This window comes from Mesorhizobium sp. C416B (assembly GCF_030323165.1).
Classification (GTDB): domain Bacteria; phylum Pseudomonadota; class Alphaproteobacteria; order Rhizobiales; family Rhizobiaceae; genus Mesorhizobium.
Genome location: NZ_CP100471.1, coordinates 5,651,721 through 5,677,237 on the forward strand (window position 1 = coordinate 5,651,721; position 25,517 = coordinate 5,677,237).

Here is a 25,517-nt window from a genome sequence, read left to right on the forward strand (position 1 = left end):
TTCACAAATTTGCAAAATATGGGAGCATTTATTGATTTAGTGACCGCTAAAACGCTAAATTCAAGCAAAATTCTATAGAATGTCGCAAAAATGGCACATAAAATACCCACTGCGGTTTTTGGGTAACAGCCTTCCGAGTTTGAACAGGCAAGCGAAACCGCTCCGGGAAGGAGGACCGCAAGGCCCCCTTATGACCTATTTTCTCCTGATGGCTTGACTATTTCTGGGTGTACTTTTTCAGCGAGGTGACCGACAACATCTTGGTTGGCGGCTACAATCGGCAGGATAATCTTAGCCCGTTTGCCAAGAGCCTGGAACGGACACCCCGGCCTTTCTTCGACCTGAAGCGTGGGCATAAATCCCTGAGCCGGCGAATAAACGCCGACGACTGCTTCACTGGCCAGCGTGCCAGAATAGGGGCTCGTATGACGGCCGATCAACGACTGGGTCAACTGAAGAGGTGACGGTACTTTTTGAGGCGGTTCGGTAGGCCATCGAATGCCGCAAGGTCCAAAAATCCCTCGATTGATCCCGATAGCTGGTGAAACCTCAAAATATTTCTTGTGGCGATTTTCCGTTAAAATCAAAAGCGTAATTTTTTTGACGGTTCTAGTGTCGGCCTTTCGCAGCTCAGAAAAAAATTTGACTGTAACGATTCATACGCTGTTTAAACAATGCGGAACGAAGAGGTCGGTAGCGCCACCACTTTGCGGGACGACATACGAGAGTTGCAGGACGAGCGGTCAAACATCGAGGGGCCGCCGGCTCGTTAGATACCACTACTCGTTCCCTCCGCGCCATTCCAACAGGCTGAACTTCGAGGCAAGTGAGCCCGTCCTGGTCCGGCGCCTCGACTCGTAAATCCATTCCACCGATTACAACTGCCTGCAAGCTGCCGCTTGTTTGTTACTTCCCAAGTCTCATCGGCCGTATCGAGGCGCTAGACCGTCAGCTGGTCGCGCGCTGTTGCCACAGCTGCCGATCTGCAACCGCCCCCATTTCCGCCGTTCTGGACCTGTCTCCCAACGTTTGCAAAACGAGGTCAGCTATGGTCGGCAGTTTGGGGGTCGCGGGAGCATACGGAATGATACGGGAACCTTTCAGATTTTGGCCCACCAAAAATTCAGCAAAATCAACAATTTCCGTTCGCCCTCCGGGCCCACCAATAACTCACGGCTTAAGCCGAACTCTTTGTTTTGTGAATTGAGCGGTTTCCCGAAAGTATGTGCCTTTGGATCGACATAGTCGTCAGTCCGTTCGTCGATTCACCTTCTGGGGATGCCACCTGTCACACGTAACCCAAGAATTTCAGCTTCGAAAGACTTCCAGCGATTCGTGCGGCAATCGGCGGCTACGGCGTGCAACAGGATGGGTTCACACGACCGATGGCTCAAACCACGGGAAGGCGCTCGTTGACAGTCACCATGGTTGTCACGGCCTCACGCTTCAGCTGTCGCTCTCCGCCCCGCCGGCGCTGGGAGGGTCACCACCGAACTTTGGATGGTGTCTCTGGCCGGGGGATATCCAGGTTTTCTATGAAATCCAACGGATCTACGCTCCCCGTCATTTCCTTCGCGAGCGTCAGACGCTCCTCCAGGCGCTGCTCACGCTCCTCGTTCGTGCACTTGAGGCGCTCATGCGCATCCGCGAAAAAGCGCTCTGCCGTCAAAGCCTTTCCCCACCTCTCGATGAGTTCCGCAAGCTGCTGCTGGCTATCGGCGGATCGTTGATGCGCAACTGTGACGGCGGTCGTTACCGTGGCTCGAGTGTCAGCAGATGTGGTAAGGCTGATTGTCGACGAGTAGCAGAGGGGTCCAGCAACAATGACTTGGAGACGAACCAGAGCTTACGGCGGATCCGGCTTGGTTCTGGCGGTTTGCACTGTATTGGCTTGGCAAAACGCCACCGCCGCTCAAGATTGCTACGCAGCCGCGACGCCTGGCGTCAATTGGCAGGAGTGTGACAAAAAGCTTCTCATCCTAGAAGGACAGGACCTGAGCGGGGCAAACCTGTTCGGTGTTGATTTCACTTCGACCGACCTCAGGAACAGCAATCTCCTTTCTGCAAATTTTGAGAAGGCAACGCTTGTGCGCGCTTCCCTGGCCGGCTCGACCGCCAAAGGCGCCCGGTTCGACAAAATCGAGGCGTACAGGACCGACTTCAGCCATATGGACGCGCAGGGCGCCGTGTTTACGGGCGCGGAAGTGCAGCGCTCGAATTTCCAGGACGCCAATCTGGTCAATGTTGACTTCACAAAGGCGGAATTGGGGCGTGCGCAGTTCCATGACGCCGATATCAGCGGCAGCCACTTTTCGTTTGCCAATCTCGCGCGGGCGGACTTCCGAGGAGCGAAGTTCACCGCACCGATAGACTTTGAGGGCGCTTTTTTCTTTCTGACCCGTATCGAGGGCCTCGATCTGTCCAACTCGGCGGGTCTGTCCCAGTGGCAGCTCAACATGGCTTGCGGAGACGCCCGGACCGAGTTGCCTTCTGGCATGACGAGGCCAGAAAATTGGCCCTGTCAATTCCAGCAGGAATAGCCCGCCCGTCCGCTTCCCGCCAAAGGCTGCCGGGCGGCAAAGCGCCTCAATTCAGTCCTCGGCCGGGGGTCAAAGCACGACACTGCGGGACATTTCCGGCAATCTCATTTACCGGCGAACGACAACGACCAAATGGAGGACGGATGCCCAAGGTCAAAGGTAGTACCGCTCTGGACAAGGAGCGCGCCAAAACAGAGAAGCTCCTCAAAAAGGTTGGATACACAGCCTTGAAGGAGGCCGGTGTGGTATCCAAGCGACCCGACCTCCCAAATCTAAAGATTGAAAAGCGAGGGAAGTAGCGCGGACACTCCCATGCTGACCTGACCGAAGGCACGCCCAAAATGTAGACGTCTGCTTTGCCTTCTCAAGCTAGGAGTGTGCAGGCGGCGCTTGCGACAACCACAAAGCGGACTGCTGGGGCCGGAAGAAGCTGTCGTATTTCCGCCCCGGTGCGATCCGATACTTCACAACTTTTTCACTTTCAATTGGGGGGCCATATCATATGAACGAAGAGACCGGCGTTCAGAAGTTGGTGCGCACGCTGCGTGCTCGAGCACCTGATGACGCAGCTGAATTGCTCGCTAGAGAGTCTCCCGAGTTCATCCGCGACACACTAAAGCTGTTGCCTGACGGGCACGCCCGTAAGGTGGCCGAGCATTTGCCACAGCATCTGCGGCCCATCAGCTCTCATGATGGTGACATGGGTTTCGCGATCCCCGAGTCGCTCGTCGAGGTGATGGACCCGATCCCCGCCAGCGTTCCTGTCGGGACGACGGTTGCTGCCGCGGTGGAAGCCGTCAGAGGCGCCCAAGTGCCGACCGAGCTCACTTATCTCTACGTCACGGACGAGGGTAATAAACTGGTTGGCCTGGCGGTCCTGCGCGATCTGATGCTGAGCGAACCGGACGCGGTTGTCGATCACATCATGCTGCCCAGGCCGTTCGCTCTTGATGTCGGTCTCTCTTTGAGTAACGCATGCAAGGCGGCGGTACGGCGTCACTATCCTGTCTATCCGGTGGTGGATGCGGAGAACCGGCTGCTCGGGCAGGTTCGCGGCTGGCGCTTGTTCGAGCAGCAAATCATCGAGATTTCCGCCCAGTCTGGCCAGATGGTCGGCCTCCAGAAGGAGGAGCGCTCTTTTACGCCGCTGTTTTCAGCCTTCCTGAAGCGCCATCCGTGGCTGCAGTTGAATCTCCTGACGGCCTTCATGGCCGCATTCGTGGTCAGTTCGTTCACAGGCACGATCGAGAAGATCGTCGCCCTGGCGGCGTTTCTCCCAGTCTTGGCCGGGCAGAGCGGAAACACCGGCTGCCAGGCACTGGCTATGACGCTGCGCGGCCTTGCCCTGGGGGATGTGGACAAACGACCGAAGCTGCACTTGGTGATGAGAGAGGGCGCGCTCGCGGCCGCCAACGGCGCGCTCGTCGGCGTTGTTGCGGCTGCGGCGATGTGGTTCTATGCCTCGAGGCAACCGGCGTCGGCGGCGCAGGCGCCGATGCTGGCACTTGTGATCCTGCTTGCCATGTCCGGATCGTGCCTCATGTCCGGCATCTCCGGCGTGCTGATCCCGTTGGGCCTGCGCCGGGTAGGCGCCGATCCGGCGGTCGCCTCGGCGATCTTCCTCACCACCGTGACCGATATTGTAGGCATGGGCCTGATGCTGGGGCTGGCAACCATGCTCGTGCTCTAGACTAGCAAGCTGCGTGCGGTGACGCGTCCCTGGGAGTTCGGGCAATGAGCTGACCTCGCGTTCAAAGAAATTGCAAGACCCGGGCCGAATCGCACACGCCTCGTGAGAAGCACCTTCCGGCAGCTCTCCGGCCTCTTGCGAAACGCGACGGAAGGCCTTTGGAGAAGCCGTGGGTGACCTTGAAGCCTGGTGACCAGATACGCAGAATCGCCCACCCAATATTAATCTTGTCGGCTGTGCGATCCACTACTGATGAGATTTGAGTTTGTTAAGCCTTGGGCCAAATACTTCAATCACGTGCAGCAATGTCGAGAAGAGTTTTTGACAATCAGCGCATCCGAAATAGGAATAAACCCGATATCTTGTTGCGCAGCTGCAACAGCTGCTGAGGACTCGCATAAGTCCGGCGACCGTTCAGTCGCCTTTTTCTTGCAGTCGTGCTAAATCTCTCGCACTAGTCGGGTTTGGGGTGGGTTCTCGGCATGCAATCTTCGTTTCGAACGATCTTCGGCGTCGCCGCAGCGCTGCTTTGTGCCGGCGTGTTGCCGGCCGGCGCACAAGGTCTTTTTGGGGCCTATGACGATGCGTTTGCGGCCCGCATCGCCAGTCCGGCCGACAATGGGACGCTCGCCCAATTCGTCACGGTTGCGGTCAACGCTGGGCAATACGATCAGGCGATCTCCTCGATCGAGCAGTATCTGATCCAATACCCGCGCGATGCGCGCGCCCGGCTTGCGGCCAGCCGGTTATATTATCATGTCGGGTCCTATGAATTGGCCCGGCGGCAGGTGCAGTACGGCATCGAAGTCGGAGGTCTGACCGCAAGTGAGCAACAGGAAGCTGTTCGCCTGCTCGCCCGCATCGAGCGCGCGTTGCGTGGCGTCACCTGGGAACTCGCCCTGACCGGCGGCGTATTCAGCGCATTCACCGATTTTGAGCCAGGCGGGGCGCAGGACGACGACAGCTTCGTCTCGCCTTACGGGCAGGCGGAAGGTTTTGTGCGGTGGGACCTCGGCACGCCAAGTGCCGACGCGCTCGTTCTTTCGGGGTCGTTGACCGCGACTGAGCGTCTTTTCACGGAAGACCTGTCGGTTCCGGGTGGCGAGAAGACTTTTATCCACGGCAACGCAGCGGTAACCTGGGACAAGGGACTGCCCAACAGCGGGATCGATTCGCTGCGCCTGCTGCTTTCCGCGTTCACCGTTACGGATCGTTTCGACAGCGACATTTACGAAACCGGTATCGGCCTCAGTGGACGTTTCGTCGTTCGCCCGACGGTCGAGACGACGCTCTTCGCCGGTGGCGGCTACATCGATCTAAGCGCCTCGCAAGGCATTTTCGCGGATAGCAGGGTCTTCTATGAGGCAGGCGGCAGCTACCGCTTCCGCAATGGCCAGGCGCTCGGCTTGCGCTTTGTAGGCTCGAATGACTTCGCTTCCGGATCGGGCGAAATCAGCCGCAGCTATACGGGCGAGGTCCGCTATGGCGGCCTGTTGATGAACGTACCGGATTTTTTCGCATGGTCGCACCAGATCGCCTTATCGGCCGGCCACAGCGACACTCCCGATCTGTCCGTCGGCATCGGCACAAATATCAAGAGCGACTTCTGGCGCATTGCCTCGGAAAGCGATTTTCAGCTGACGGAAGCGCAGAAGATCAGCGTCGATCTCGCCTACCGCAAAACCAACTTCGCCCTCGCCAACCGCGACCGAAAATCGTTCGAAATGCTCATGAGCTATACGTTGACGCTCAATTGAAAGAGGCCGCGATGAGGTATCATCAGATCGTCATTTTTATCGCCTGCCTCGCCTTCGCGGCACCATCCGCTGCTGAGACGGTCGGGTCGATGACGGCCTACCAGACCATCATCGTCCGCAATAACGGCGGGACGATGAACGTTGGCGCCGGCGTCGAACTCGGCGACCAGTTGCGCAGCAATCCCACCGGTCTCGGAATGCTGGTGTTCCGGGATGAATCGAGCGCCAAAATTGGTCCAAACACCAGCCTGACGATCGATGAGTTCGTCTACAATCCGGGCTCCGGGTCGGGAAAGATCGACATCGGGATGAACAGCGGCCTGGCCCGTTTTTATGGCGGCCAGGTTTCGAAAGGGGGCGTCATGCAGGTTGCGACGCCGCACATGGTGCTCGGAGCGAGAGGCGGCATCATCGAAGTGCTGGTGGCAGCCGGCCAGACCGTCGGCATATTGCGCGCCGGCCGCATGACCTGCACGATCAATGGCAAACGGCTGGTCATCACGAACCCGGGCTACGCCTGCACGTCGGACGATGGCAAGCTTCTGGCCGGCTACGGCGGCATCGACGCCTTCCCGATCTTGGACAGTATCGACCGGATAGCGGGAACCGGCCTGCCGGGCGCACCGGGTCCTGGGTTGGACGTAAGCGCAATTTGTGCGTCGGCTCTAGGCTCCTCGCTCAAAGTCTGCGGGTCCAGGGACGGCGCACTGCCAGGAGTGGTCATGGAATTCCCTGACAGCCCAACGCCACCTGCGGGCAGCGGGGGGCGGCGGGGCGAGTGTGAGGGTGAGGGTTGCTGCTACTACTACAACTGCGATTAGGCCTGGCTGCACGAGATGAGCCACTCGGTCGGTAGGCGCTGGGCTGATTGGCGGCAAGCCGGCAGACGCAAAATATCCGGCCTTGTGGTCGTGCTCCTGCTGCTCGCTTGCCATTTGGCTTTTGACGGGCCGTTGTCGCGCCTGCGTGAGCGGACGTATGACTTCTATCAGTTTCTCGCCCCACGTCAGGCGACGAGCAATCCTGTCGTGATCGTCTCGATAGACGACGCCAGCCTCAAGGCACATGGGCGATGGCCCTGGAACCGTGGCCTCTTGGCCGATCTGGTCAATGGCATCACGCAATCCGGCGCGGCGGTGGTCGGGCTTGCGCTGGTACTCCCCGAGGCTGACACCTCGCCTGAGGGCATGGCCGGAGACAAGCGCCTGGCAGCGGCGCTGTCCAAAAATCGAACGGCGCTTGCCGTCAGCCTGGGCAATGAAGCGACGGTTTCAGAAGCAGAACCCAAAGCCGGCTGGTCGATCGTCGGGCAAGTACCCGATACACTTCCCGGCTTCACCGGTCTTACCGGGTCGCTTGCCGAATTCTCGAACGCCGCCGCAGGCCTAGGCGTGATTCGCACCTTGCCCGATCCCGACGGCGTACTGCGCCATGTGCCGCTGCTCTGGCTTCGCAACACCCCTCAGCGCGCGCAGCTGTGGCCGTCTTTCGCACTCGAGCTCCTGCGCCTTTACGCTGGACAGGACGGTTACACAGCCCGGATGAATGCAGCCGGGTTCGACGCACTCAGGATGGCAGGCGCCATTGTGCCGCTCGAGCCGGAGGGGAGCATCCGCCTCTGGGAAACCGCCACCGACACGCCTCGCCTGTCTGCCAGCACTATCCTTTCGGGCCATGGCGATCCGCGGCTGCGGGACGCCATCGCCATTGTCGACCTGTCGGCTGTGGGCCTGACGCAGTACCTGCCCACGCCGACGAGTCCAGCGCGACCAGGAGCGGAGATCCACGCCGATGCGATCGGCCAGATGCTTGCCGGGCGCTTCCTGGCAGAGCCAGCGCACGCGCGTATGCTCGAGCGGCTCTGGTTTCTCCTCAGTGCCGTCGTTTTCATCGGGATTTCCGGAGTGCTCGCCGGGCGTGTCGTGCTTGGCGCCCTCTCCCTGGCGCTGCTGGCCGTCACGCCGTTCGTGTTCGGCGCTCTCGAGTACAGCCTGCAGGGTGCACTCTATGACCCGCTGCAGCCGGCGCTTGCGACCATCATGGTTGCGGGCTTCGAAGGCTATGTCCTCTACAGGCGCAGCGAGCAGCGCCGGTCCACCCTGACGCGACAGTTCTCCCAATATCTGTCGCCCTCCGTGGTGCAGCGCCTCGCAAGCTCGGACACCGAGGCAATCCTGTCCGGCGAGAAGCGCGAGATCACAATTTTGATCAGCGACATACGTGGCTTCACGACCATGAGCGAACAGCTCGACACCCAAGAGATCGCCAAGGTGGTCAACCATTTCCTCGGCATTGCGACCGATGAGATCCTCAAGCGCGACGGCACCATCGACAAGTTCATGGGCGATGCGGTGCTGGCCTTCTGGAACGCACCGCTAGATCAACCCGATCATCGTGAGCGTGCGCTCGACGCGGGCTTGGCCCTTATCGAGCGGGTGAGGCGCGAAGACGCCGCCTTCACCGCGGATGGCCATCGCTCCATCGAAATCGGCGTCGCCATCGAGACCGGCATCTGCTCGGTAGGCAATTTCGGCTCCGAACGGCGCTTCGATTACACCGCGATCGGCTCCCCCGTGAACCGCGCGGCACGGCTCGAATCGACGACCAAGAAGCTGGGCATCCCCCTGGTGCTTGGACCCGGCTTTGCGGCAGCAGCATCGATGCCGGTCGTCCAGGCGGGCGCCTTTGAGCTCCAGGGTTTCAAGGGCGAGGTGCCGGTTTTCACCGTTCCGGAGATGCAAGCTGCTCAACAAGGTATGAGCCGCGAAGTAGAGAGCCAACGTGGTGAGAAATCTGGCGCCCCCGCCATGGTGGTTGGTTCGCCGCCATCCGTGCAAATGGCGCCGCTTGACCTGACACCCCGAACCCGGAGCATCCGCTGATCGGATCCAGCGGATCGCAAGATGCAATTGTCACGGGCACAGACGGACATCTTGTTTCGGCGACCATCGAGGGATGCGACGGCTTGCGTCACTCGTCCTTGAAAGTCACCTTCATATGTTTTTGGACCATCGAGGCGAGGTCCTCGGCATCCCAGTTCGTGAGCCTGATGCAGCCGTGAGAGAAGGTCTTCCCGATCTTGCCGGGTTCGGGCGTGCCGTGAATGCCGTAGCTTTCGATGGAGAGGTCGATCCAGATTGATCCCACGGGATTGTTAGGGCCGGCAGCAATGGTGAAGGGCCGCTTGGTTTTGACTCCCTTGAATGCAAAATCGGGATCGTAGTGATAGGTCGGGTTGTGCACCACCCTTTGGATCTCTGCCTGCCCACTTGGTGCCGGCTTCTCGTCGCTCCCGATCGAGGCAGGGTAGACGGCAAGCGCTTTATTGGAGGGGTCGAGCACGCGCACCTGATGAGCGCCTTTGTCGACTTCCACGCCGGCAATGGTGGCGGGAGGTTCACCCCGGCCAACATCTGGTACCAGCAGCGTGGTTCCAGCTTTCCTGAATCCGGTGCCTGGGTTTAGCCTCCTGAGCAATGGTTCGCTCACATGGAAGCGCTCCGCCAGCTTCTCGATCGAGTCGTGATAGCCAAGCCTTCTCAGGCGAGCCATCCTCTCCATGCGCCCCGGAATGCGTTTGGTGAAGGGGCCGCGTACATCTTTGCGGGTCAGTTCATAGGTGACCAGAGCTGGGCTGGTGGAGGTTGCCATCAGCTTGTCCCAAGTCGCCTGGGTGAGCTTGCCATCTGGCGCCAGTCCGTTCGACGCCTGGAAGGCCTTGACCGCCTTGGCGAAGTTCTCTCCAAGGCGGCCGTCGATGAGCCCCGGTGAGAAGCGCGCACGATCCAAAAAAATTTGCGCCTTCAGCACGGCAGGATCGAGCCCTTTCGGACCGCCGGCGGAGAATTGCGCCTGATTTACCGCGGCTAGATCCAGCTTGGCCGCCTCCGTCCCGCCGCATGCGAAGGCGAGTGCAATGGCGAGGAGGAGAAGGAGCCTGATCATCGATGTCACTCCTTACGTTAAATCGCACCTGATCTGTCTCTATGACGCGCTGTGGCAGATCTGGTTCCATTCGCCGGTAGGAGGATCATAGGCAACCAGCCTTACGCCGCCGACCGGTCCGCGACGTTCGATGCCCATGCCTTGCCCCTCACGAGAGGCGTTGCTGGCCGCGCAGATCGGCAGTGTAAAAATGGTCTGGCCATCTTGACGTGAGCTTCTACCTTCAAAACTGCCCAATTACCTGGACCGGCAGTCAAATGGTCTCAGGGCAGCAATGAGGAGATGCGCTGGGAACCCGGCTCGTCGGGCGGGTATTCTATTGATCTTCGGTATCGACAGATCCATGTTCCGTCGTCACTGTGATCGCGTTGTCGCCCGCGATTGCCCTAGCGTATTCGAAGCGCTCCAACTTCTGTTCTGCCGACAGGCCTTTGAACATCGCGGTGGCCGAGTTCGTGATTTTGAAGTCGCCGCAACTCGGACAGCGAAACTCCCGGATGTCGCCAACTGTCTCCGAATTAACGAGTGCCTGCTCATCTGTGATAGGGCAAATTGCGGCCATCCAAGCCATCGTGGTCCTCCGTCCTAAGGCCGTCCTCGATTACCCAAAAGGCATCGTCGAGTGCAAAATCCATTTCTGCCGACGCTCACCCCACCTGGAGTACTCCACTGAGTAGATTGCGCTCTCCACTCTCCAACCCGGAATGTGGATTAAAGCCAGTTCCTCGGCGAGCGATTTGCTGGTGAGCGGTAGGCGCTCTCGCTCTGGAGCCTCTCCCAAACGATCGGAGATGTTCATGTAGCGTCGGGCAGGACCGAAGGGCCGGAACGTGGCGTTTTCATCTCTTCGGCAATCACCAGTAGCGCCTCCAGAGCGACGGCGATCCCCGACATCACCGTACTTATGTCTGCGCTGCCGCCGAGCGTCGAAAGTTCGGCCGCTCGCGTTTGCATGCTTTGGCTCAGCTCTTGTAACTTCAGGCGCAGCTCGTCATCCATGTATGTTCTCCAAGCTTGACGCTGGAGGAACGCGCCTGCTTACAACCCGTTCCGCCGGTGGCCGCAGAGAACCAGAGACACCGCAGATGCTACAACTCGCGCTGTGGCGGCGCTTAGGATGGGCGGTGGATTGAGCCTCAGCGACTGACCGTCGGCAAATAGCGGATGCTTCAGTCTCGAAAAGGTGCTGGACGGCTCGATATGCACCGCCCCTTGGCCCTGGGTGCTGGTCCCATGCACAGTAAGGCCGTGCAAGTGCGCGCGGCCTCTGGGCTCAACATTCCAGTCGTCATGGTCCAAAGTTGTCCCAAGGCGGGTTCTCACCAAAGTGGGCGGCGAGAAGCGTTACGAAGCTTTGAACTTTGGCGGAAAGATGCCTTCTTGACGGGTACATCGCGTATATCGACCGGCTTACCGGCTTGAACTGGGGCATCACTGTCTCCAGCTGGCCCGAACGAATGGCTTCTCCAACAAGGAAAGTGGGGCAAAGTACTATGCCTGCTCCACCCAGCGCCGCATCGCGCAGGAGCTGCCCGTTCGTTGCCGTCATCCGTGCAGTGATTTTTACCGCCACTTCCCCCTTTGGTCCGTCGAACCGCCATTTTCCGCGGCTGGCGCGCAACGCGTAGTCCAGACAATCATGGTCGTGGAGATCCGACGGCTTTGTGGGACGCCCGCGTCTGTCCAGATAGTCGCGCGAAGCGCAGACCACCTCGCGTGAGGGCGCGATTCGGCGAGCAACCAGATTGGAAACCGTGAGTGGAGCGATGCGTACCGCGACATCCAAGCCCTCTTCCACGATATCAACCACACGGTCGTCCAACACCAACTCAACCGACACCTCCGGATAGACCGCGAGATATTCTGCAACGACTCTCCCAAGGTGCATCGCGCCGAAGGAGATCGGCGCGCTGACACGCAGTGAGCCGGTCGGACGTGTCTTGCTCTCGGCCGCGCTCGTACGAACTTCCTCGACATCCTCGATTATGCGCAGACTGCGCTCGTAGACGGAGGCGCCGACCTCTGTCAGGCTGATGCGCCGGGTCGTCCGGTTGAGAAGGCGTGCGCCAAGCCACTCTTCCAGCATTTGGACATGCTTGCTCACGGCCGCTGGCGATAGTCGCATCCGCTTGGCCGCTCCAGCGAAGCTGCCTTCACCGACGACGTTGGCAAACACGGTCATGCTGGTCAGCCGGTCCAACTGCAATCACCTCTTTCATTCACGTTTCGTGAATTCACCATCCATATTTCCCTCCATTATCAATCCACGGTGGACAGATTATCTGAAGCCAGGCCGGGATCAATTGCCCGATCCGTCTCTCTAACATTTGCCCGAAACGTCGGCGTCGAGTGCCTTCTTGCGGGCTGGAGGTGATCATGTCTCTGACCAAAGCAGCCCTTCAGGAGAAACAGGGAGCCACTGTTCGCATGTGGCTCTCCGTGCTCACCGTATCGCTGGGTATTTTTTCGATGATCACTGCGGAGCAACTCCCTGTGGGGCTGATTCCGGCAATTTCTTCCGAGTTGAATGTCTCTATTGGGAGTGGCGGTCTCACGGTGACGATACCCGGCGTAATTGCGGCGTTCGCTTCTATCGGTTTGCCGTTGGCAGTGGGGAGGCTCGACCGGCGTATTCTGATGGCGGGCCTGCTCGCGGCAATGGCTGCGGCGAGCGTGATTTCAGCGCTTGCAACGAACTTTCCCGTTCTGCTCGCGTCCAGGCTGCTCGTCGGGATCACCATCGGTGGCTTTTGGGCGATAGCCGGGAGCATCGCAGTACGCCTTGTTCCTGGACCGTCCGTGCCGCGCGCCATGACTATTGTCTTCGGCGGTGTAAGTGCCGCTGCGGTGCTGGGCGTGCCGGCCGGCACGATCATCGGTGATCTAGTCGGCTGGCGCGGCGCGTTCTGGTCTCTCGCCGGTCTGAGCTTTGCCATACTGCTCGCCGCCCTGCTTGTGCTTCCGAAGCTGGAGGCGGCGCAGCCTGTGGAGGTGAAAGCCCTGCGTGCGCAATTGCGCAATCCCGCCCTTCTGGCGGGCGTGGTTGCGACCGCACTGCTGGTGGCTGCTCACTACGGTGCCTACACCTTCGTGAGCCCGGTGTTGCTGGAGGTCTCGGGCGTCACTGCAGGGAGCATAGGCTGGCTACTGTTGGGGTATGGCATTCTCGGAATGATTGGCAACGCCGTCGCAGGCGTCTGGGCCGCCAAATCCGTCGGTCGCACATTGGCCTGCATCGTCATTGGGCTCGGCGCCACGCTGGCTCTCTTCCCTTTGCTCGGGGTCACGCCGCTCACAGGAACCATCCTGCTGCTGGTGTGGGGCTTCGCGTATGGCGCGGCGCCCATCACGCTGCAGACGTGGGTGCTGAGTGCAGCACCAGAAAGCGCGGAGACCGCGACGGCCATCTACTGCTTCACTTTCAATCTTGCCATCTCCGTGGGTACCCTAGCGACCAGTCAGATCGTCGACACGATGGGCGTGAACAGGGTCCTCTGGGTCGACTCCGCCATCATCCTGCTGGTGCTGCTGCCGGTGTGCCGCGCACCCATGCTTAACCGGAACATCGGAAACTCGTAGACAGCAAGCCATCCTGTGCCGCCATCTGTCTATGATGCTGTGTAGGTTGAAGTAGACCTTCGTTCCTCTGTCTTGAAAGTCACGCGCGTCACATCAAACGCGGTTCCGCCGCACCGTGCGGGTGCCGATGCTTTGCGCCCCCGGAGGACAACTGGCTACTTGAAAAAGGACTTGATCCCCTCGTCGATATGTGTGCTGATATGAGATCGATCTCATGCCGCGCTCTCAATTGCTGTTTCTCTACGGGAGCGCGCTCTGGGAAGCATATGTCTGAATGACGATGAAGAGGGAGGTTCAAGTGAGGAAATTGATCGCGTGGCTGGCCTTGGCCACTACCACGCTCGCGTTCGCGTCTGCGGCGTCGGCGGGTGAAACCATCGACCGGGTTACCTCGAAGAAGGCAATGGTGGTCGCCACAAACAGCGGTTGGCCGCCGCAGAGTTTCCTCGACGACAGTAATCAGTTGGTCGGCTTCGATATCGACGTCTCGAAGGAGATCGCAAGGCGCCTCGGTGTGGAGGTCAGTTTCGACACGCCGGACTGGGCGACGATGACGGGCGGCCATTGGCAGGGACGCTACGATCTGGGTGTCGGCTCGGTGACGCCGACCAAAGCGCGGGCCAAGGTGATCGATTTCGAAGGCATCTATTATTATAGCCCCTACGTTTACGTGGTTCACAAGGACAGCCCGGCCAAATCGGTCGCCGACCTGAACGGTAAGATCATCGGCGTCGAGACCGCCACCACGTCGGAGGATTTCATCCGCAGACAACTCGAGATCGATGCTCCCGGCCTGCCGCCCATCGAATACAAGCTGGAGCCAGGTGAGATCAGGACTTTCGCCGACTCAATGCTGCCGTTCGACGATTTGAGGCTTGGCGACGGCGTGCGCCTCAACGCGGTCATCGCACCAGAACAGACGGCTCAGAACGCGATAAAGAACGGCTACCCGTTGCGTGTCCTGGAAGGCGGCTATGCCTTCCGTGAGCCGCTGGTGGTGATCGCGGAAAAAGGTGATGCCGAGTGGAATGCCAAGATCGGCGGCATTCTCGACGAGATGAAGAAGGACGGTACCCTCGCGAAACTGACCACCAAGTGGTACGGCAAGGATTACAGCGCCGACTGAGGAGCGTCGTGGATAAAGCTTGAGCGGGATGCATTCAATTGAACATCCCGCTCCATCTGTTTTGTTTCAGCCGCATTTCCACGACACCGGGCGGCTCCGCCTGCCTGCAAAATGCTCTAGTGCCGCCACCTCATCATATTGATCATGACATGTCCTGACACCTATTACCGACGCACGCTTGCCGACAACACCATCAGACCGCCGCTGAGCGGCGTTTCCGAGTGCGAGACAGTCGTTGTCGGCGGCGGACTGGCCGGCCTGACAACGGCGTTGCAGCTGGCTCGCGCCGGCCAGCAGGTCGTCGTGCTTGAGGCGCAGCGGATAGGATTCGGCGCTTCCGGTCGCAATGGCGGCTTCGTCAATCCCGGTTTCGCCACCGGCACCGACAACATCGCCGCGATGGCCGGCGTCGACGCGGCACAAAAACTGCACCGCCTGTCCATCGAAGGCGTCGACTTCGTGCGGCAGACGATCCGCGATCTCGACATCAAGGCGGCAGAGCCGCGCTCCGGTATATTGAGCGTGCTTCGCCACGATGGTGGCGCCGCGCTCAAGGCATATGCCGAGCAACTGGCGCGGGATTTCGACTATCGGCTCGACTATCTCGATCGCGACCAGGTGCGAGCGGTGCTGCATTCGGATCGCTACCACCAAGGCCTGCGCGATCCCAGCGCCTTCCACATGCATCCGCTTAACTATCTGCGCGCCGTTGCTGGCGAGATCGAGCGGCTGGGCGGCAGGATATACGAGAGAACGGCTGCCGTTGAAGCCAACCTTGACGGCGCCGAAAAGATCTTGCGTACCGACAGCGGCGAAGTGCGCGCCCGCCAGGCCGTAGTTGCCACCGGCGGATATACGGGGCCACTGGTCGGTCGGCTGCAGCGGGCATTCCTGCCGATCGCCACTTACGTTATGGTGAGCGAGGAGGCGCCTGACCTCATCGCCAAGTCGATTACGACGACCGACGCCGTCGGCGATAACCGTCGCGCAGGCGATTATTACCGTGTTGTCGAAGACGGCAGGCGGCTGCTCTGGGGAGGGCGCATCACCACCCGGGCAGCCTCATCGGGCGTGTTGGCGAGGCAATTGCGCCGTGAGATGGTCACCACTTATCCGCAGCTCGAACACCTCAAGACCGAACTCGCCTGGTCCGGGCTCATGTCTTATGCCCGGCACATGATGCCCCAGATAGGCCCGTTGCAGCCGGGCGTCTGGTACCTCACGGCTTTTGGTGGCCATGGCATCAACACCACGGCGATCGCCGGCAAGTTGATCGCCGAAGCCATACTGGGACAATCGGACCGCTACCGGCTGTTCACACCCTTCGGCCTTGCCTGGGCGGGCGGCCCGGCTGGACTTGCGGTTGCGCAACTCACCTACTGGAAGCTGCAGGCGCAGGATTGGTGGCGCGAGCGGGCCCGCTGACCGCAGGGAGATCGAAGACGTGATCGGCCGACTATTGCTCAACCACCCGGACGCGGCGCGCCGCGTTGGCGTGTTCTTCGTGCTCGCCGCCATCGCCGCCGGCCTGTATGGGCTCGGCATCAAAGCCAGTTGGCTCGGCAAGCTCGTTCCGTGGTCCGTCGAGTGGCTCGCCGCCAACCCGGACGTCGGGCGGGCGGTCTCGGCGGTGCTGATCGCATTGATCTTGGTGGCGAACTGGAACGCGCTGCGGTATCTCAGCCGCAAACAGCAGATTGTGGCAGTCTGGATAGAGCTGTTCGTGTTGCTAATGTTGTTTTTCTATTCCTTCGACTTGTCCTTCGCGTTCATCGCCAAGAAGATCGGCTTCCTCGTCTCGAAGGGTGTGGTGACGACCCTCTACATTTCGGCCATTTCGATCGCCATTGCCACCCTCATCGCCTTCGTTGGCGCCATCGCCAAACTTTCCCGCAACGGCGTGGTCTATGGCTTGGCGACCTTCTATACCTCTCTGTTTCGTGGCTTGCCGTTGCTGATGCAGATCTACATCATCTATCTCGGCCTGCCGCAGATTGGCTATGTGATCGGCGCCGTGCCGGCCGGTATCATGGCGCTGTCGCTCTGCTACGGCGCGTACATGACCGAGATCTTCCGGGCCGGCATCGAAAGCATCTCGCGCGGCCAGACCGAGGGTGCTACGGCACTCGGCCTTAGCGCTAACCAGACGATGTTCCTGGTGATCCTGCCGCAGGCGATGCGGGTCATCGTGCCGCCAACCGGCAACCAGTTCATTGCGATGCTGAAGGATTCTTCGCTGGTCTCGGTGGTCGGGGTCTGGGAGATCATGTATCTCGCACGCACGCAGGGCCAGACCGAGTTCCGCCACATCGAGATGCTCATCACCGCCTCGATGATCTATTGGCTGCTCTCGATGGGGCTCGAGTTCCTGCAGTCGCGGATCGAGGACCGGTTCGGGCGCTCACTCAAGCGCTGATCGTCATCCGTGATTTTCGCCAAAGCGAGTTGCACAGCACCGCAACAGCCAGCTTCGGAGAGCAGCTGCAGATTGTACGCCACAGCACGCCGTTCGGCGACGCCGTCAAGGGTGAATCAACCCGGTATTTCATCGGCTTAGCCCGATCGGAGGGCAGAATAGAGCAAGTGCTGGACGAGCATGGTCGTTGGCCGACTGCCCGGCAACTTCGACCGATTGCTGGATTTCACCCGCGCCGACAAATCGATAAAATCAACGACTTTAACATGTCCTCCGGGCCAACCATTATCGCTATGTATCGATGGTAGCCGAGTTCGCCACGTGGTTCGCCAATAGGTTTGTCAGGCAGTGGTTTGCGCGTTACCAGCCGCACGACTCGGTCCATGCCCTGCACAGCCAAACGCACCGGCGAGGTTCCCGGGAATGAAGCTCGGCATGGTGTTTCGTTCCTTTGAAGTGGGCGTGTTTGGGGGAAGACCGTAGTCGGCGTGTTCGCGCCCGGTGGAATTTTCGAAGAGTTGTTTCCAACGGCGGGAACGAACCAAACTTCCATGCATTTAGCTCTGGCTTCGTTCATTCACTCTTTCTTCTGGGAGCTGGACCATTGTCATCCGGAGGCTATCTCTTGGCCGACCAACAAACCAATGACGTTTCCATCGTTGATCTGATACCTGCCCTGCGGGCTTTCGCGCGCACCTTCTGCCGCGTTCCAGACGATGCCGACGATCTGGTGCAGGAAACGTTGACCAAAGGGCTCGCCAACATCGACAAGTTCGAACCCGGTACACGCATGAAGTCGTGGCTCTTCACCATCATGCGCAACACCTACTACACGCGGATCAAGATCGCTGCACGGGAAGCGCCAGGCCTTCTCGACTGCGCGTCTTCGAGACCGATTTCGGAAGCTACCCAGGAATGGACCGTTCAGAGCAAGGAAGTTCACGGCGCCATCCAAAAGCTGCCCGAACATCAGCGCGAGGTGCTGATGCTGATCGGCGTTTTAGGAGTGGGCTACGAGGAAACCGCCGAAATCTGCGGCTGCGCGGTAGGGACGGTCAAGAGCCGGCTGAACCGTGCCCGCGCCAACATCCTTGAGCTACTCGGGGAGAGCTCGTTGCAGACATTGATAGAAAGGCGAAATCAGCTGTCGGATGGTCAGCTCGATATAGAGGTCGACAGCCGCAGATAATCAGCTCTTCACGTCTCGCCGATGCTTCCCGACGAGAGCATTTTGCAATTCGATCGCCAGCTTGGATAGGCGGTCTGGTATCTTTTCCTGCTCTATGGCGGCCAGCAGGGAAGCAATCTCCCGATCCACTGCCATCTCGACAAGCAGATCCGTGGTATCGTCGCTCGAATGAGACATCACGTTCTCTTGATAGCATCCCTAGATCCAAGTCTGGTGGATGAGCGCTCGGCACTACAAGGCGTTGTCGGCCGCTGAGAGGCTCACCGGCGGCCCTTGCACAGTTTTTCCTCCGTGCCGCGGCAAGACGCGGCGCGGTGGCGTCAGTCCTTCAGCAACCGGTTTGCGGCGTGATCCTGAAATTGATCGGACTTGGTTCGATTGCCGTCCAGCCCGCGCTCTCGGCCATGCTGCTTCCTGTCGCGGTTGGACAAAACCGCGTTTTCCTCGATCTTGTCCTTGTCCAAGGTGGTCATTGCGCCGGCGCCGGCACCTTTGCCTTGGCTGCCTTGGCCGAAATGCTTTTTGCCGCCGGATGCCATGATCTCCTCCTTCGAATCCAGGACACCGATCGGTGCCGACGCCCGAACCGGCATCGCGCTGTAATGTTCCGTCTCACCCAGCAAGCAGGAAGGCGTCGCCATCCCATGACCGAAACGGCTTCTCGCCGTCGATGACGACCCGCAATTGGTGAGCTTGCGCAAGACGGCCGATGTCGGCCCGGTCCAAAGAAAGCGATCCGCGATAAGAATAGTTCAGCAATGCGAGCCGGCCCGGCCGTTTGAGAACGCGCGCAATTTCATCGAAAAGCCGCTCAGCCATGCCGGCCAGGACCAGGTAGGGAAAGCTGTCGACCGCCAACACGCAATCGAAACTGTCGTCGTCGAAGTCGGCCAGATCGAGACCGGAGGTTTGGCGCAGTTCGACATTGCCGAGCGTTGCGCATTGCTCGGAGGCGATAGAGATCATCCGCGACGATATGTCGATGCCGACCATCCGCTTGAAGGAATTGAACAGCGCGCGCTCGAAACGTCCGATGCCGCAACCGATGTCGAGAATGTCTCGTTCAATTCCGGTGAATTCTCGCGCCTCGAGCCATTCAACGATTTCGTCGGTCATGGCTGTCAGCCGCTCGTCATCGCCAAGGGATCCTAACTGGACACTTGCGGCTGTCGAAATTGCTGCCGCGGCATCAAAACTCGAGGCCAGCCGCGTGACGACGGCGATATCCGTCTCGCCGTTACCGCGTTCATGCCGAACGGCGCCGCGTGTCGCTCGCAAAGTGGCAAGGACGCCCGGTTTGTGGCGCAGCAGTCCAGCGACCTTTCGCAGTCTTTCAGCATCGCCGGTATCCGCCGGACGGACTTTCAGCACGACCTCCGCCAATTCCGCCGCTTCAATTGTGGGCGGCAGGTGAAGCGCCAGCCTGACGAGAACAGCTTCGGCGCAGGCACCATCGGCCATGCAATCTTCGACCGCCCGTCTGACCGATGTCCGGCGCTGCGCGTGCACACTCATGACATCAACTCCGCGTCCAGATCCTCCGCATCGTCCACCTGTCAACGGCGCCCCAGCCGTATTTGTAGGGCTCCTGGCCGCGCAGGAAGTCGAACTCGCGCGCATCCTCGCGGATCGACTCCGCGATCGCGTGGCCGATCAGGATCGCCCCTGGGCTCTCCTCGGCATATGCAGGATCTAGGCCGCCGAGATAGGCATAGGCGCGGCCGCGGTGGTGAAATCCGTAATAGGCGGCGACAGTCGTGCCATCGATCGCGAGCAACCAGCATCGGACCAGGCCGTGAGCATCGAGCAAGGGAAGTGAAAGCCCATGGAAGTGCTGCACGGCGGGGTCGGCCAATACACCACCTCCATGTCCAACCCAGCGTGCCTGGTGCAGGCGGATCAATTGGTTCAGGAAGTTCTGATCGCCCCGCGCTGACGCCAACGCGAGCCGGCCGCGTCTGGACGCCGCTTGGCGCGCCCGGCGCAACTGGCGCCTGCGCCGAGCGGGAACGCAGCCGGCCAACGTGTCGTCGCCGGCAACAGCAAGCACGGGACAGGCTGCATGAATTACCGGCCTCTCGACCGTTAAACCGGGATGCGCGATCGTAAGACCGGCACTGTTTTGCGGCAGATCAGACAAGATCCATTGTGACCACCCGACCGAGCAGATCGTTTCGGCAATGGTGGCGACAACCGCCGCCTCGATATCCCGGACAGCCAGGATGTCCAGATAATCACTGAGCGAAATACCGACCGGAAGCAGCTTCGAACCGGCCGTTCCATGCTCGAGATAGAGTGGCGCCAGCCCGACCAGATCGCCGCCACGCCAGACCGCAACTGTCGCCAGTTCACCGGGTGCGAATGCGCGCCACCATGGCACCAGCCAGGCGGGGGATTGGAACGGCGTCGCAGAGGAACTCTGCTCCCACAGTTTCCACCAGTGCGGCGTCAAGGCATCGAATTTTACGGGGTCATCGATGATTTCGCTGCGCAACACTGCTTTTCTCACGGTGCCGCAGCGAAGCGCCGGCAATCTGTGCCAAGTTGTGCCAGCGCCTGATAGGCAGCCATATACGACGAGATCATCCGTTCCAGCGAAAACCGCCGTCGCGCCTCCACCCGGCACGCCTCGGCGTCCAGGCTGGGCGCCGCAAGAATGGCTTGGGCCATCTCGTCGACTGTGTTGACGAGAAAGCCCGTCCTGCCGTGCTCGATGACATCCGCAAGCGCACCATTCGGGAATGCGACCACCGGGGTACCGCAGGCGAGGGCCTCCATGGCGACAAGCGAGCTTGTCTCGGCGGCGAGGCTTGGAATGACCAGACAGCGGGCTGCGTTGAGAAAGCGCCTCTTGGCGTTAAAACCGAGCGGGCCCAGGAAGCGGCGGCGAGCATCAAGACGGGATTGGACCTCGTCGCGAAAGTAGCGCGTATGTGTTTCGTAGGGATAGACCTTGCCGCCGATGACCAGGGGCACGCCCGCCTGTTTGGCCGCGTCCAGGGCCAGGTGAATGCCCTTTTCCGGGCAGACCCGGCTGAGAACCAGGGCAAAGTCTCGCTTCGGCTGCACCAGGTTCAATGATTCGATGTCAACGCCGTTGGGAATCGGCGCCACCAGTCTGGCCCCTGGTGGCGCCGTTTGCTGCTGGGTGGACGAGACCGCATGGAGCCACAGGTCGTCGCGCGTCGGTCGCAGAGCCTCGGCCGGATACCAGTCCAAGGGCAGGTGGAGGCTCACCAGGGTCGGGCCATCGTCGGGCAGATAGGCATCGAAATCGATGCCGTGCAGATGGACCACATCGACCGGCCATCGGGCGCGGGCAGCGGCGATCGCTTTGCGATGAGCCTGCTGCGCGCGGCTCTTCGCCGCCTCGTCGAGCACGCCGTCTTCAGCCGGTATTTCCACAAGGGTACCGCTCGCGCTGGAGCCGTGGCAGCCAATGACGATAGAGCGGTGGCCGGCGCGAACCAGTGCCCGATCGAGCATCGACAGAACCTGTTCGGCACCGCCGACAGCATCGGGTCCGACGGGCGCGAGAGGGTAGGCGACATTGAGGACAGTGAGCGCCGCGGCTGGTTGCGCCTCGGTCCCGTATGCCGCACCACCTGGCGATGATGCCGCTAATTCGTCCAATGTGTCAGGCGTCTGATGCATGGCAGCATGACACTTTCACGCTGCCGAGGCCCGCCGCGTCGGGAGCGAAGCGGACGTCATGCCGGGCGCATAGCGGCGGATCATGGTTGCGCAGAATTCCGCGAACTCCTCCGGCGCCAGTGGCGGGCTGGTGTGGTGGGGCATCATTCCCCGATGCTGCGGTGTAAAGCAAAAGGTGACCGTCACGTCGAAATCGGCGAGTGCCTCCATCTGCCGGTCGAACCAGTCCAGCGCGTTCGGCCGGAAGCTGTCTGCCCAGGAAAGCCCCGTTCGCATATTGGTGACGCCCAGCCGCTTCATCCAGGCGACGGCATCGTCCAGCCGGGGGTCCTCGAAATGAAACCACTGCACCAGCCCCATTGCGGGCGTGTAGCGCAGGAACTCCTCCAGCGCAGGTTTTGGCGTACCGTCCTGGCGCAGCAGCCCCATGTGGAAATGTCGATAGTAAGAAGAGCCCTCCGCCTCGCGATGCCGCGTCGTTGCTTCCCATTCGCGCGGAAGATCGTAGAGGCTGTACCACTGGATGCGTGGTGCGTTGCCGATCAGCAACTCGGCGGTGCGCTTGAGCCCCCAGACCTGGATTTCTTCCGCGCCGAAGGTCGATACGCCGACTTCGCTGACCCAGATGGGAAGGTTGGTGACGGTCGCGATCTCGCCGATCTTCTGTGGCCATTCGTGGATCTGCCACAGGTTCCAGTCGAGCGGAAAGCCGTGCACGGCGACGGCATCGACATGGTCCAGCACGCCGAATTCCTTCATGCGGGTGATAAAGCTCGGATCTATCGGCGAGATGCCACCGAGTACTTTCGTCAAAGACGGGTTCTCCGACGCGATTGCGTCAGCCGACAAGACCGCCATCCTGGCAAAGCGGCTCCAATCGGGATCGAGCTCTGGGTCCCAATGCGATTTGTTGTTGGGCTCGTTCCAGATCATGGCGGCTTCAATCATGGAGCTGTCCTTTCGAGGGGTAGATGGCGCCGCCGCCGGCCGGGTCCCCGGCTGCGCGGCAGAAATAGACCTCCTGCTCGGGGTGCAGAACGATCTCGAAACCGGCGCTGCGCAGCATCGCTTCGGTGCAGGCGCGGTTTGGAATCCACCAGTTGGTGGGATCGTCGGCATAGCGGTGCTCGATAAAATGCAGCTTGGGAAACTGCGGCTGGTCGAACAGGTCATGCGTCCAGAAATGATAGTTTTCTTCCAACTCGGGCAGATCCGCGCTGCCGCGCTGCATGGACTGGAAGATCATCAGGTCACGGGCGACATGTTCGCGGATCAGGTCGAGCGCGAGCAAGGGGTGGCGCAAATGGTAAAGCACCCCCATGAACAGCACGACATCGAATGTCTCGCGCAGAGAGCCGACGTCGTAGACCGAAAGCTTCTGGAATTCGATCTCGCAATCGGCAACCTCGGCGGCAAAGCGAGCTTGCGCCAGGTAGGCGTCATCGAAATCGATGCCGAGGACACGGTCAGCACCTCGCCGTTTCATCTCGATGGAGTAGAATCCTGCATTGCAGCCGATATCGAGTACCGCCTTGCCCGTCAGATCAGCGGGAATGGCATTGGCAAATTTGCGCCATTTGATCAGCGGGTAGTTGCCCAGAAAATGGTTGGGAGCGGTTTCGACGCCGGCAAGTTCCATGTTGTGGAACCACGGGCCGAGCGCATCGATGCGGCGGCGGATTTCGGCATGGGAATGCAGCATGGCTCAGGCTCCTTCGCCAGGAACGACGGGTACATGCGACTGCGCGCCGGGCATGATCATGGTGGGCCGGCGGTGCGCGGATGGGGCGTCGTTTTCAAGCAACCGCAGCGCTGTGCGATAGCCGTTGAAAGTGCCGACATCGACATAGTCCGACCCAGCCCTGACACCAAAAGCTGTACCGCCGGCCGCAATATAGGCGTTGACCAAAGTGCCGATATATTCGTCACTGCGCTCCCGCTCACGCCAGAGTCCCGCAAGCTGATGCAGGATATGGCCCGGCATCTTGAACGCACCCCAAACCCAGTTCGTGGCGGCATCCTGCCGCTTGACCTGGATTTCGATCACGCGCTCGTGGACGTCGGTGACGACGGCGTCGAAGAATTCCGGCTGATCCACCGGGAAAAGCAGAAATGAGAGCTGATCGTCGGGCAAATGGCGGAAACCGTCCTCGGGAAACCAGATCGTATCGGGAAGGCCGACCAGGACGACCTCGTCGGGCGCGACGAGGGGCGCCGCCCGGAAGATCGCATCGCACAGACCGACGGGGTTCGGCTGCACCACGAAGAGAGCCGCCGCGTCACCGTAGCCGGCGGCGTAGTATTCAAGGATGTCGGATTTACCCGATCCGATGATGAAGCAAATCTTGTCGACGCCGGCCTGCACCATGCGCCGTACCAGATACTCGCTCACGGCGCAGGGACGCTCGGTCTGTCCATCGATCCGGCTACCGACCGGCAGCAGCTCTTTCGAGAAGCCGAGCGGCTGAATGCGGCTGCCGCGCCCGGCAGCGGGTACGATGCCCAACATCAGACCGCTTCCCTCATCGGTTCGCCGGGAGATCTTTGAAAGGCATCGTTCAGGATGCGATCCAGTTCCGCCGCGCGCCGTGCGGAAGTGTGTTCGCCCAAGACCCGGTCGCGGGCACGCCTTCGAATGCCGTCGAGCTCGCACTCCGGCAATTGCAATGCGGCGACCACATCATCGGTGTCATGCGCCAACAATATTTCGCGGCCGGGTTCGAAAAATTCGGCTAGGCCCGGCCATGCATCGGTGACGATGGCAGCCCCACACGCGGCCGCTTCGAAGAGCCGTCCCGACGGGCACCAGCCCTTTTGCGCCATCGCCTCCCGGGTGACGTTCAGTGTCAGGCGAGATGATGAGAAGAAAGCCGGATGGTCGGCTGGCGGAAGATGCCTGACAAAGAAGATGTTGTCGCTCCATGGGAATTCCTGCGGATATTGCGCGCCGCCAATGATGAAGCGGTGGTCAGGCAGGCGCGCGGCCGGGCGGACCAGCAGCTTTTCGACGCCGGCCTGGCGATCCGCCGCGTAAGTTCCGAGATAGGACAGATCACCGGCGAATTCGGCCCGCTTCTCTGCCGGCCGGTGTTGGTCGGGATCGACATGCCCATAGAGAGGTACCACGTGACGCGCGCCTAAAACCGACTTAAGCGCCTCGATCGCCGAGCCGCCGGTGTAACTCAAAACGAGGTCGAAATCGGCAAGACCCTCAGGTCCGAAATAGGGCGGACGCTCGCCTTGCTCGATGCGGGCAAGCGTGACCGGAGTGTCGAGATCGTAGAAGACACGCAATCCGCGACCTGTCTGCTGCGCCAGCCGCGAGGCCTCCACGGCGTCGGCACAGTAGGAAGTGACGACGACGACATCCGCTTGCTTCATTGCCCGCTCCGCAACGCGACGGATGTCTTCCCAGTCCGGATAAATGACGACGTTGCCGCCATCGAGCCGATCGAGATCACGCGTCCCGGCATAGTAGGGGGTATCGCGTTCGAAGAAGGTGATGGACCATCCCAGCCGACCCAGGGCGCGGATCAGTCCCCGCCAGAGCGTGGCATGGCCGTTGCCCCATGATGATGTAACGGTGAGACCGAAAATGACCATCTGCATCCGGAAAGTCCT

24 protein-coding genes are annotated in these 25,517 nt (G+C 60.5%); 10 read left to right on the plus strand and 14 right to left on the minus strand.

Annotation, left to right across the window (positions count from 1 at the left end):
* Window positions 1-188: 188 nt before the first annotated feature.
* Window positions 189-587 carry a hypothetical protein gene (locus NLY43_RS27485; protein ID WP_156935546.1) on the minus strand — a complete coding sequence of 133 codons (399 nt, stop codon included), beginning with the start codon at window positions 585-587 and terminating at the stop codon, window positions 189-191.
* Between the two features lie 1,236 nt (window positions 588-1,823).
* Between NLY43_RS27485 and NLY43_RS27490 the strand changes: the two genes are divergently transcribed.
* The 5 genes from NLY43_RS27490 (at window position 1,824) to NLY43_RS27510 (ending at window position 8,869) form a co-directional block, all read left to right on the plus strand.
* The gene (locus NLY43_RS27490) at window positions 1,824-2,540 is read left to right on the plus strand and encodes a pentapeptide repeat-containing protein (protein WP_023723497.1); all 717 of its coding nucleotides are present in this window, start codon (window positions 1,824-1,826) and stop codon (window positions 2,538-2,540) included.
* A 502-nt stretch (window positions 2,541-3,042) separates the two neighbouring features.
* Window positions 3,043-4,230 (plus strand): magnesium transporter, encoded by a 1,188-nt coding sequence (locus NLY43_RS27495; RefSeq protein ID WP_031199541.1) that lies wholly within the window; start codon window positions 3,043-3,045, stop codon window positions 4,228-4,230.
* 539 nt (window positions 4,231-4,769) lie between these two features.
* On the plus strand, window positions 4,770-5,987 hold the full coding sequence (locus NLY43_RS27500; protein WP_196814982.1) for a tetratricopeptide repeat protein: 1,218 nt from the start codon (window positions 4,770-4,772) through the stop codon (window positions 5,985-5,987).
* The gene (locus NLY43_RS27505; protein WP_023687780.1) at window positions 5,984-6,808 is read left to right on the plus strand and encodes a FecR family protein; all 825 of its coding nucleotides are present in this window, start codon (window positions 5,984-5,986) and stop codon (window positions 6,806-6,808) included. The genes NLY43_RS27500 and NLY43_RS27505 overlap by 4 nt, the downstream gene beginning before the upstream one ends.
* 90 nt (window positions 6,809-6,898) lie before the next feature.
* Window positions 6,899-8,869 carry a CHASE2 domain-containing protein gene (locus NLY43_RS27510; protein WP_198025512.1) on the plus strand — a complete coding sequence of 657 codons (1,971 nt, stop codon included), beginning with the start codon at window positions 6,899-6,901 and terminating at the stop codon, window positions 8,867-8,869.
* A gap of 88 nt (window positions 8,870-8,957) precedes the next feature.
* On the opposite strand, the gene NLY43_RS27515 is transcribed toward NLY43_RS27510, so the two are convergent.
* The 4 genes from NLY43_RS27515 to NLY43_RS27530 form a co-directional block, all read right to left on the minus strand.
* On the minus strand, window positions 8,958-9,932 hold the full coding sequence (locus NLY43_RS27515) for a L,D-transpeptidase family protein (protein WP_023712243.1): 975 nt from the start codon (window positions 9,930-9,932) through the stop codon (window positions 8,958-8,960).
* A gap of 316 nt (window positions 9,933-10,248) precedes the next feature.
* Window positions 10,249-10,503, minus strand: a complete 255-nt coding sequence (locus tag NLY43_RS27520; protein WP_023712242.1) for a hypothetical protein — start codon at window positions 10,501-10,503, stop codon at window positions 10,249-10,251.
* A 224-nt stretch (window positions 10,504-10,727) separates the two neighbouring features.
* Window positions 10,728-10,931: a hypothetical protein gene (locus tag NLY43_RS27525; protein ID WP_023667962.1), complete on the minus strand. Its 204-nt coding sequence runs from the start codon at window positions 10,929-10,931 to the stop codon at window positions 10,728-10,730.
* Between the two features lie 289 nt (window positions 10,932-11,220).
* The gene (locus NLY43_RS27530) at window positions 11,221-12,132 is read right to left on the minus strand and encodes a LysR family transcriptional regulator (RefSeq protein ID WP_031199539.1); all 912 of its coding nucleotides are present in this window, start codon (window positions 12,130-12,132) and stop codon (window positions 11,221-11,223) included.
* Window positions 12,133-12,308: 176 nt separating this feature from the next.
* Between NLY43_RS27530 and NLY43_RS27535 the strand changes: the two genes are divergently transcribed.
* The 5 genes from NLY43_RS27535 to NLY43_RS27555 all read left to right on the plus strand — a co-directional run bounded on the left by NLY43_RS27535 (window position 12,309) and on the right by NLY43_RS27555 (window position 18,242).
* Window positions 12,309-13,511 (plus strand): MFS transporter, encoded by a 1,203-nt coding sequence (locus NLY43_RS27535; protein ID WP_023712240.1) that lies wholly within the window; start codon window positions 12,309-12,311, stop codon window positions 13,509-13,511.
* 298 nt (window positions 13,512-13,809) lie between these two features.
* Window positions 13,810-14,637 carry a transporter substrate-binding domain-containing protein gene (locus NLY43_RS27540; RefSeq protein WP_023736090.1) on the plus strand — a complete coding sequence of 276 codons (828 nt, stop codon included), beginning with the start codon at window positions 13,810-13,812 and terminating at the stop codon, window positions 14,635-14,637.
* A gap of 144 nt (window positions 14,638-14,781) precedes the next feature.
* Window positions 14,782-16,062, plus strand: coding sequence for an NAD(P)/FAD-dependent oxidoreductase (locus NLY43_RS27545; RefSeq protein WP_023667966.1), 1,281 nt, complete (start codon window positions 14,782-14,784; stop codon window positions 16,060-16,062).
* Window positions 16,063-16,081: 19 nt separating this feature from the next.
* A complete protein-coding gene (locus NLY43_RS27550) occupies window positions 16,082-17,053 on the plus strand; it encodes an amino acid ABC transporter permease (RefSeq protein WP_023712239.1) in 972 nt (323 codons plus the stop codon).
* A 625-nt stretch (window positions 17,054-17,678) separates the two neighbouring features.
* Window positions 17,679-18,242, plus strand: a complete 564-nt coding sequence (locus NLY43_RS27555; protein ID WP_023667968.1) for a sigma-70 family RNA polymerase sigma factor — start codon at window positions 17,679-17,681, stop codon at window positions 18,240-18,242.
* Here NLY43_RS27555 and NLY43_RS27560 read toward each other — a convergent pair whose 3' ends face one another.
* The 9 genes from NLY43_RS27560 to NLY43_RS27600 all read right to left on the minus strand — a co-directional run bounded on the left by NLY43_RS27560 (window position 18,243) and on the right by NLY43_RS27600 (window position 25,505).
* Window positions 18,243-18,419: a hypothetical protein gene (locus NLY43_RS27560; RefSeq protein ID WP_023712238.1), complete on the minus strand. Its 177-nt coding sequence runs from the start codon at window positions 18,417-18,419 to the stop codon at window positions 18,243-18,245.
* A 143-nt stretch (window positions 18,420-18,562) separates the two neighbouring features.
* Window positions 18,563-18,781 (minus strand): hypothetical protein, encoded by a 219-nt coding sequence (locus tag NLY43_RS27565; protein ID WP_023741848.1) that lies wholly within the window; start codon window positions 18,779-18,781, stop codon window positions 18,563-18,565.
* Between the two features lie 73 nt (window positions 18,782-18,854).
* Entirely contained in the window at window positions 18,855-19,862 is a 1,008-nt protein-coding gene (locus NLY43_RS27570; protein ID WP_245267885.1) for a class I SAM-dependent methyltransferase, read from the minus strand.
* A complete protein-coding gene (locus NLY43_RS27575) occupies window positions 19,762-20,739 on the minus strand; it encodes a GNAT family N-acetyltransferase (protein WP_023712235.1) in 978 nt (325 codons plus the stop codon). The genes NLY43_RS27570 and NLY43_RS27575 overlap by 101 nt, the downstream gene beginning before the upstream one ends.
* Window positions 20,740-20,747: 8 nt before the next feature.
* Window positions 20,748-21,875 (minus strand): glycosyltransferase family 4 protein, encoded by a 1,128-nt coding sequence (locus tag NLY43_RS27580; RefSeq protein WP_031199535.1) that lies wholly within the window; start codon window positions 21,873-21,875, stop codon window positions 20,748-20,750.
* 36 nt (window positions 21,876-21,911) lie between these two features.
* Window positions 21,912-22,844, minus strand: a complete 933-nt coding sequence (locus tag NLY43_RS27585) for a glycoside hydrolase 5 family protein (RefSeq protein WP_023712233.1) — start codon at window positions 22,842-22,844, stop codon at window positions 21,912-21,914.
* On the minus strand, window positions 22,837-23,598 hold the full coding sequence (locus NLY43_RS27590) for a TIGR04290 family methyltransferase (RefSeq protein WP_023687791.1): 762 nt from the start codon (window positions 23,596-23,598) through the stop codon (window positions 22,837-22,839). Before NLY43_RS27590 ends, NLY43_RS27585 begins: the two co-directional genes overlap by 8 nt.
* Window positions 23,599-23,601: 3 nt before the next feature.
* A complete protein-coding gene (locus NLY43_RS27595; RefSeq protein ID WP_023712232.1) occupies window positions 23,602-24,405 on the minus strand; it encodes a sugar phosphate nucleotidyltransferase in 804 nt (267 codons plus the stop codon).
* Window positions 24,405-25,505, minus strand: coding sequence for a CgeB family protein (locus tag NLY43_RS27600; RefSeq protein WP_023687793.1), 1,101 nt, complete (start codon window positions 25,503-25,505; stop codon window positions 24,405-24,407). The genes NLY43_RS27595 and NLY43_RS27600 overlap by 1 nt, the downstream gene beginning before the upstream one ends.
* Window positions 25,506-25,517 lie beyond the last annotated feature (12 nt).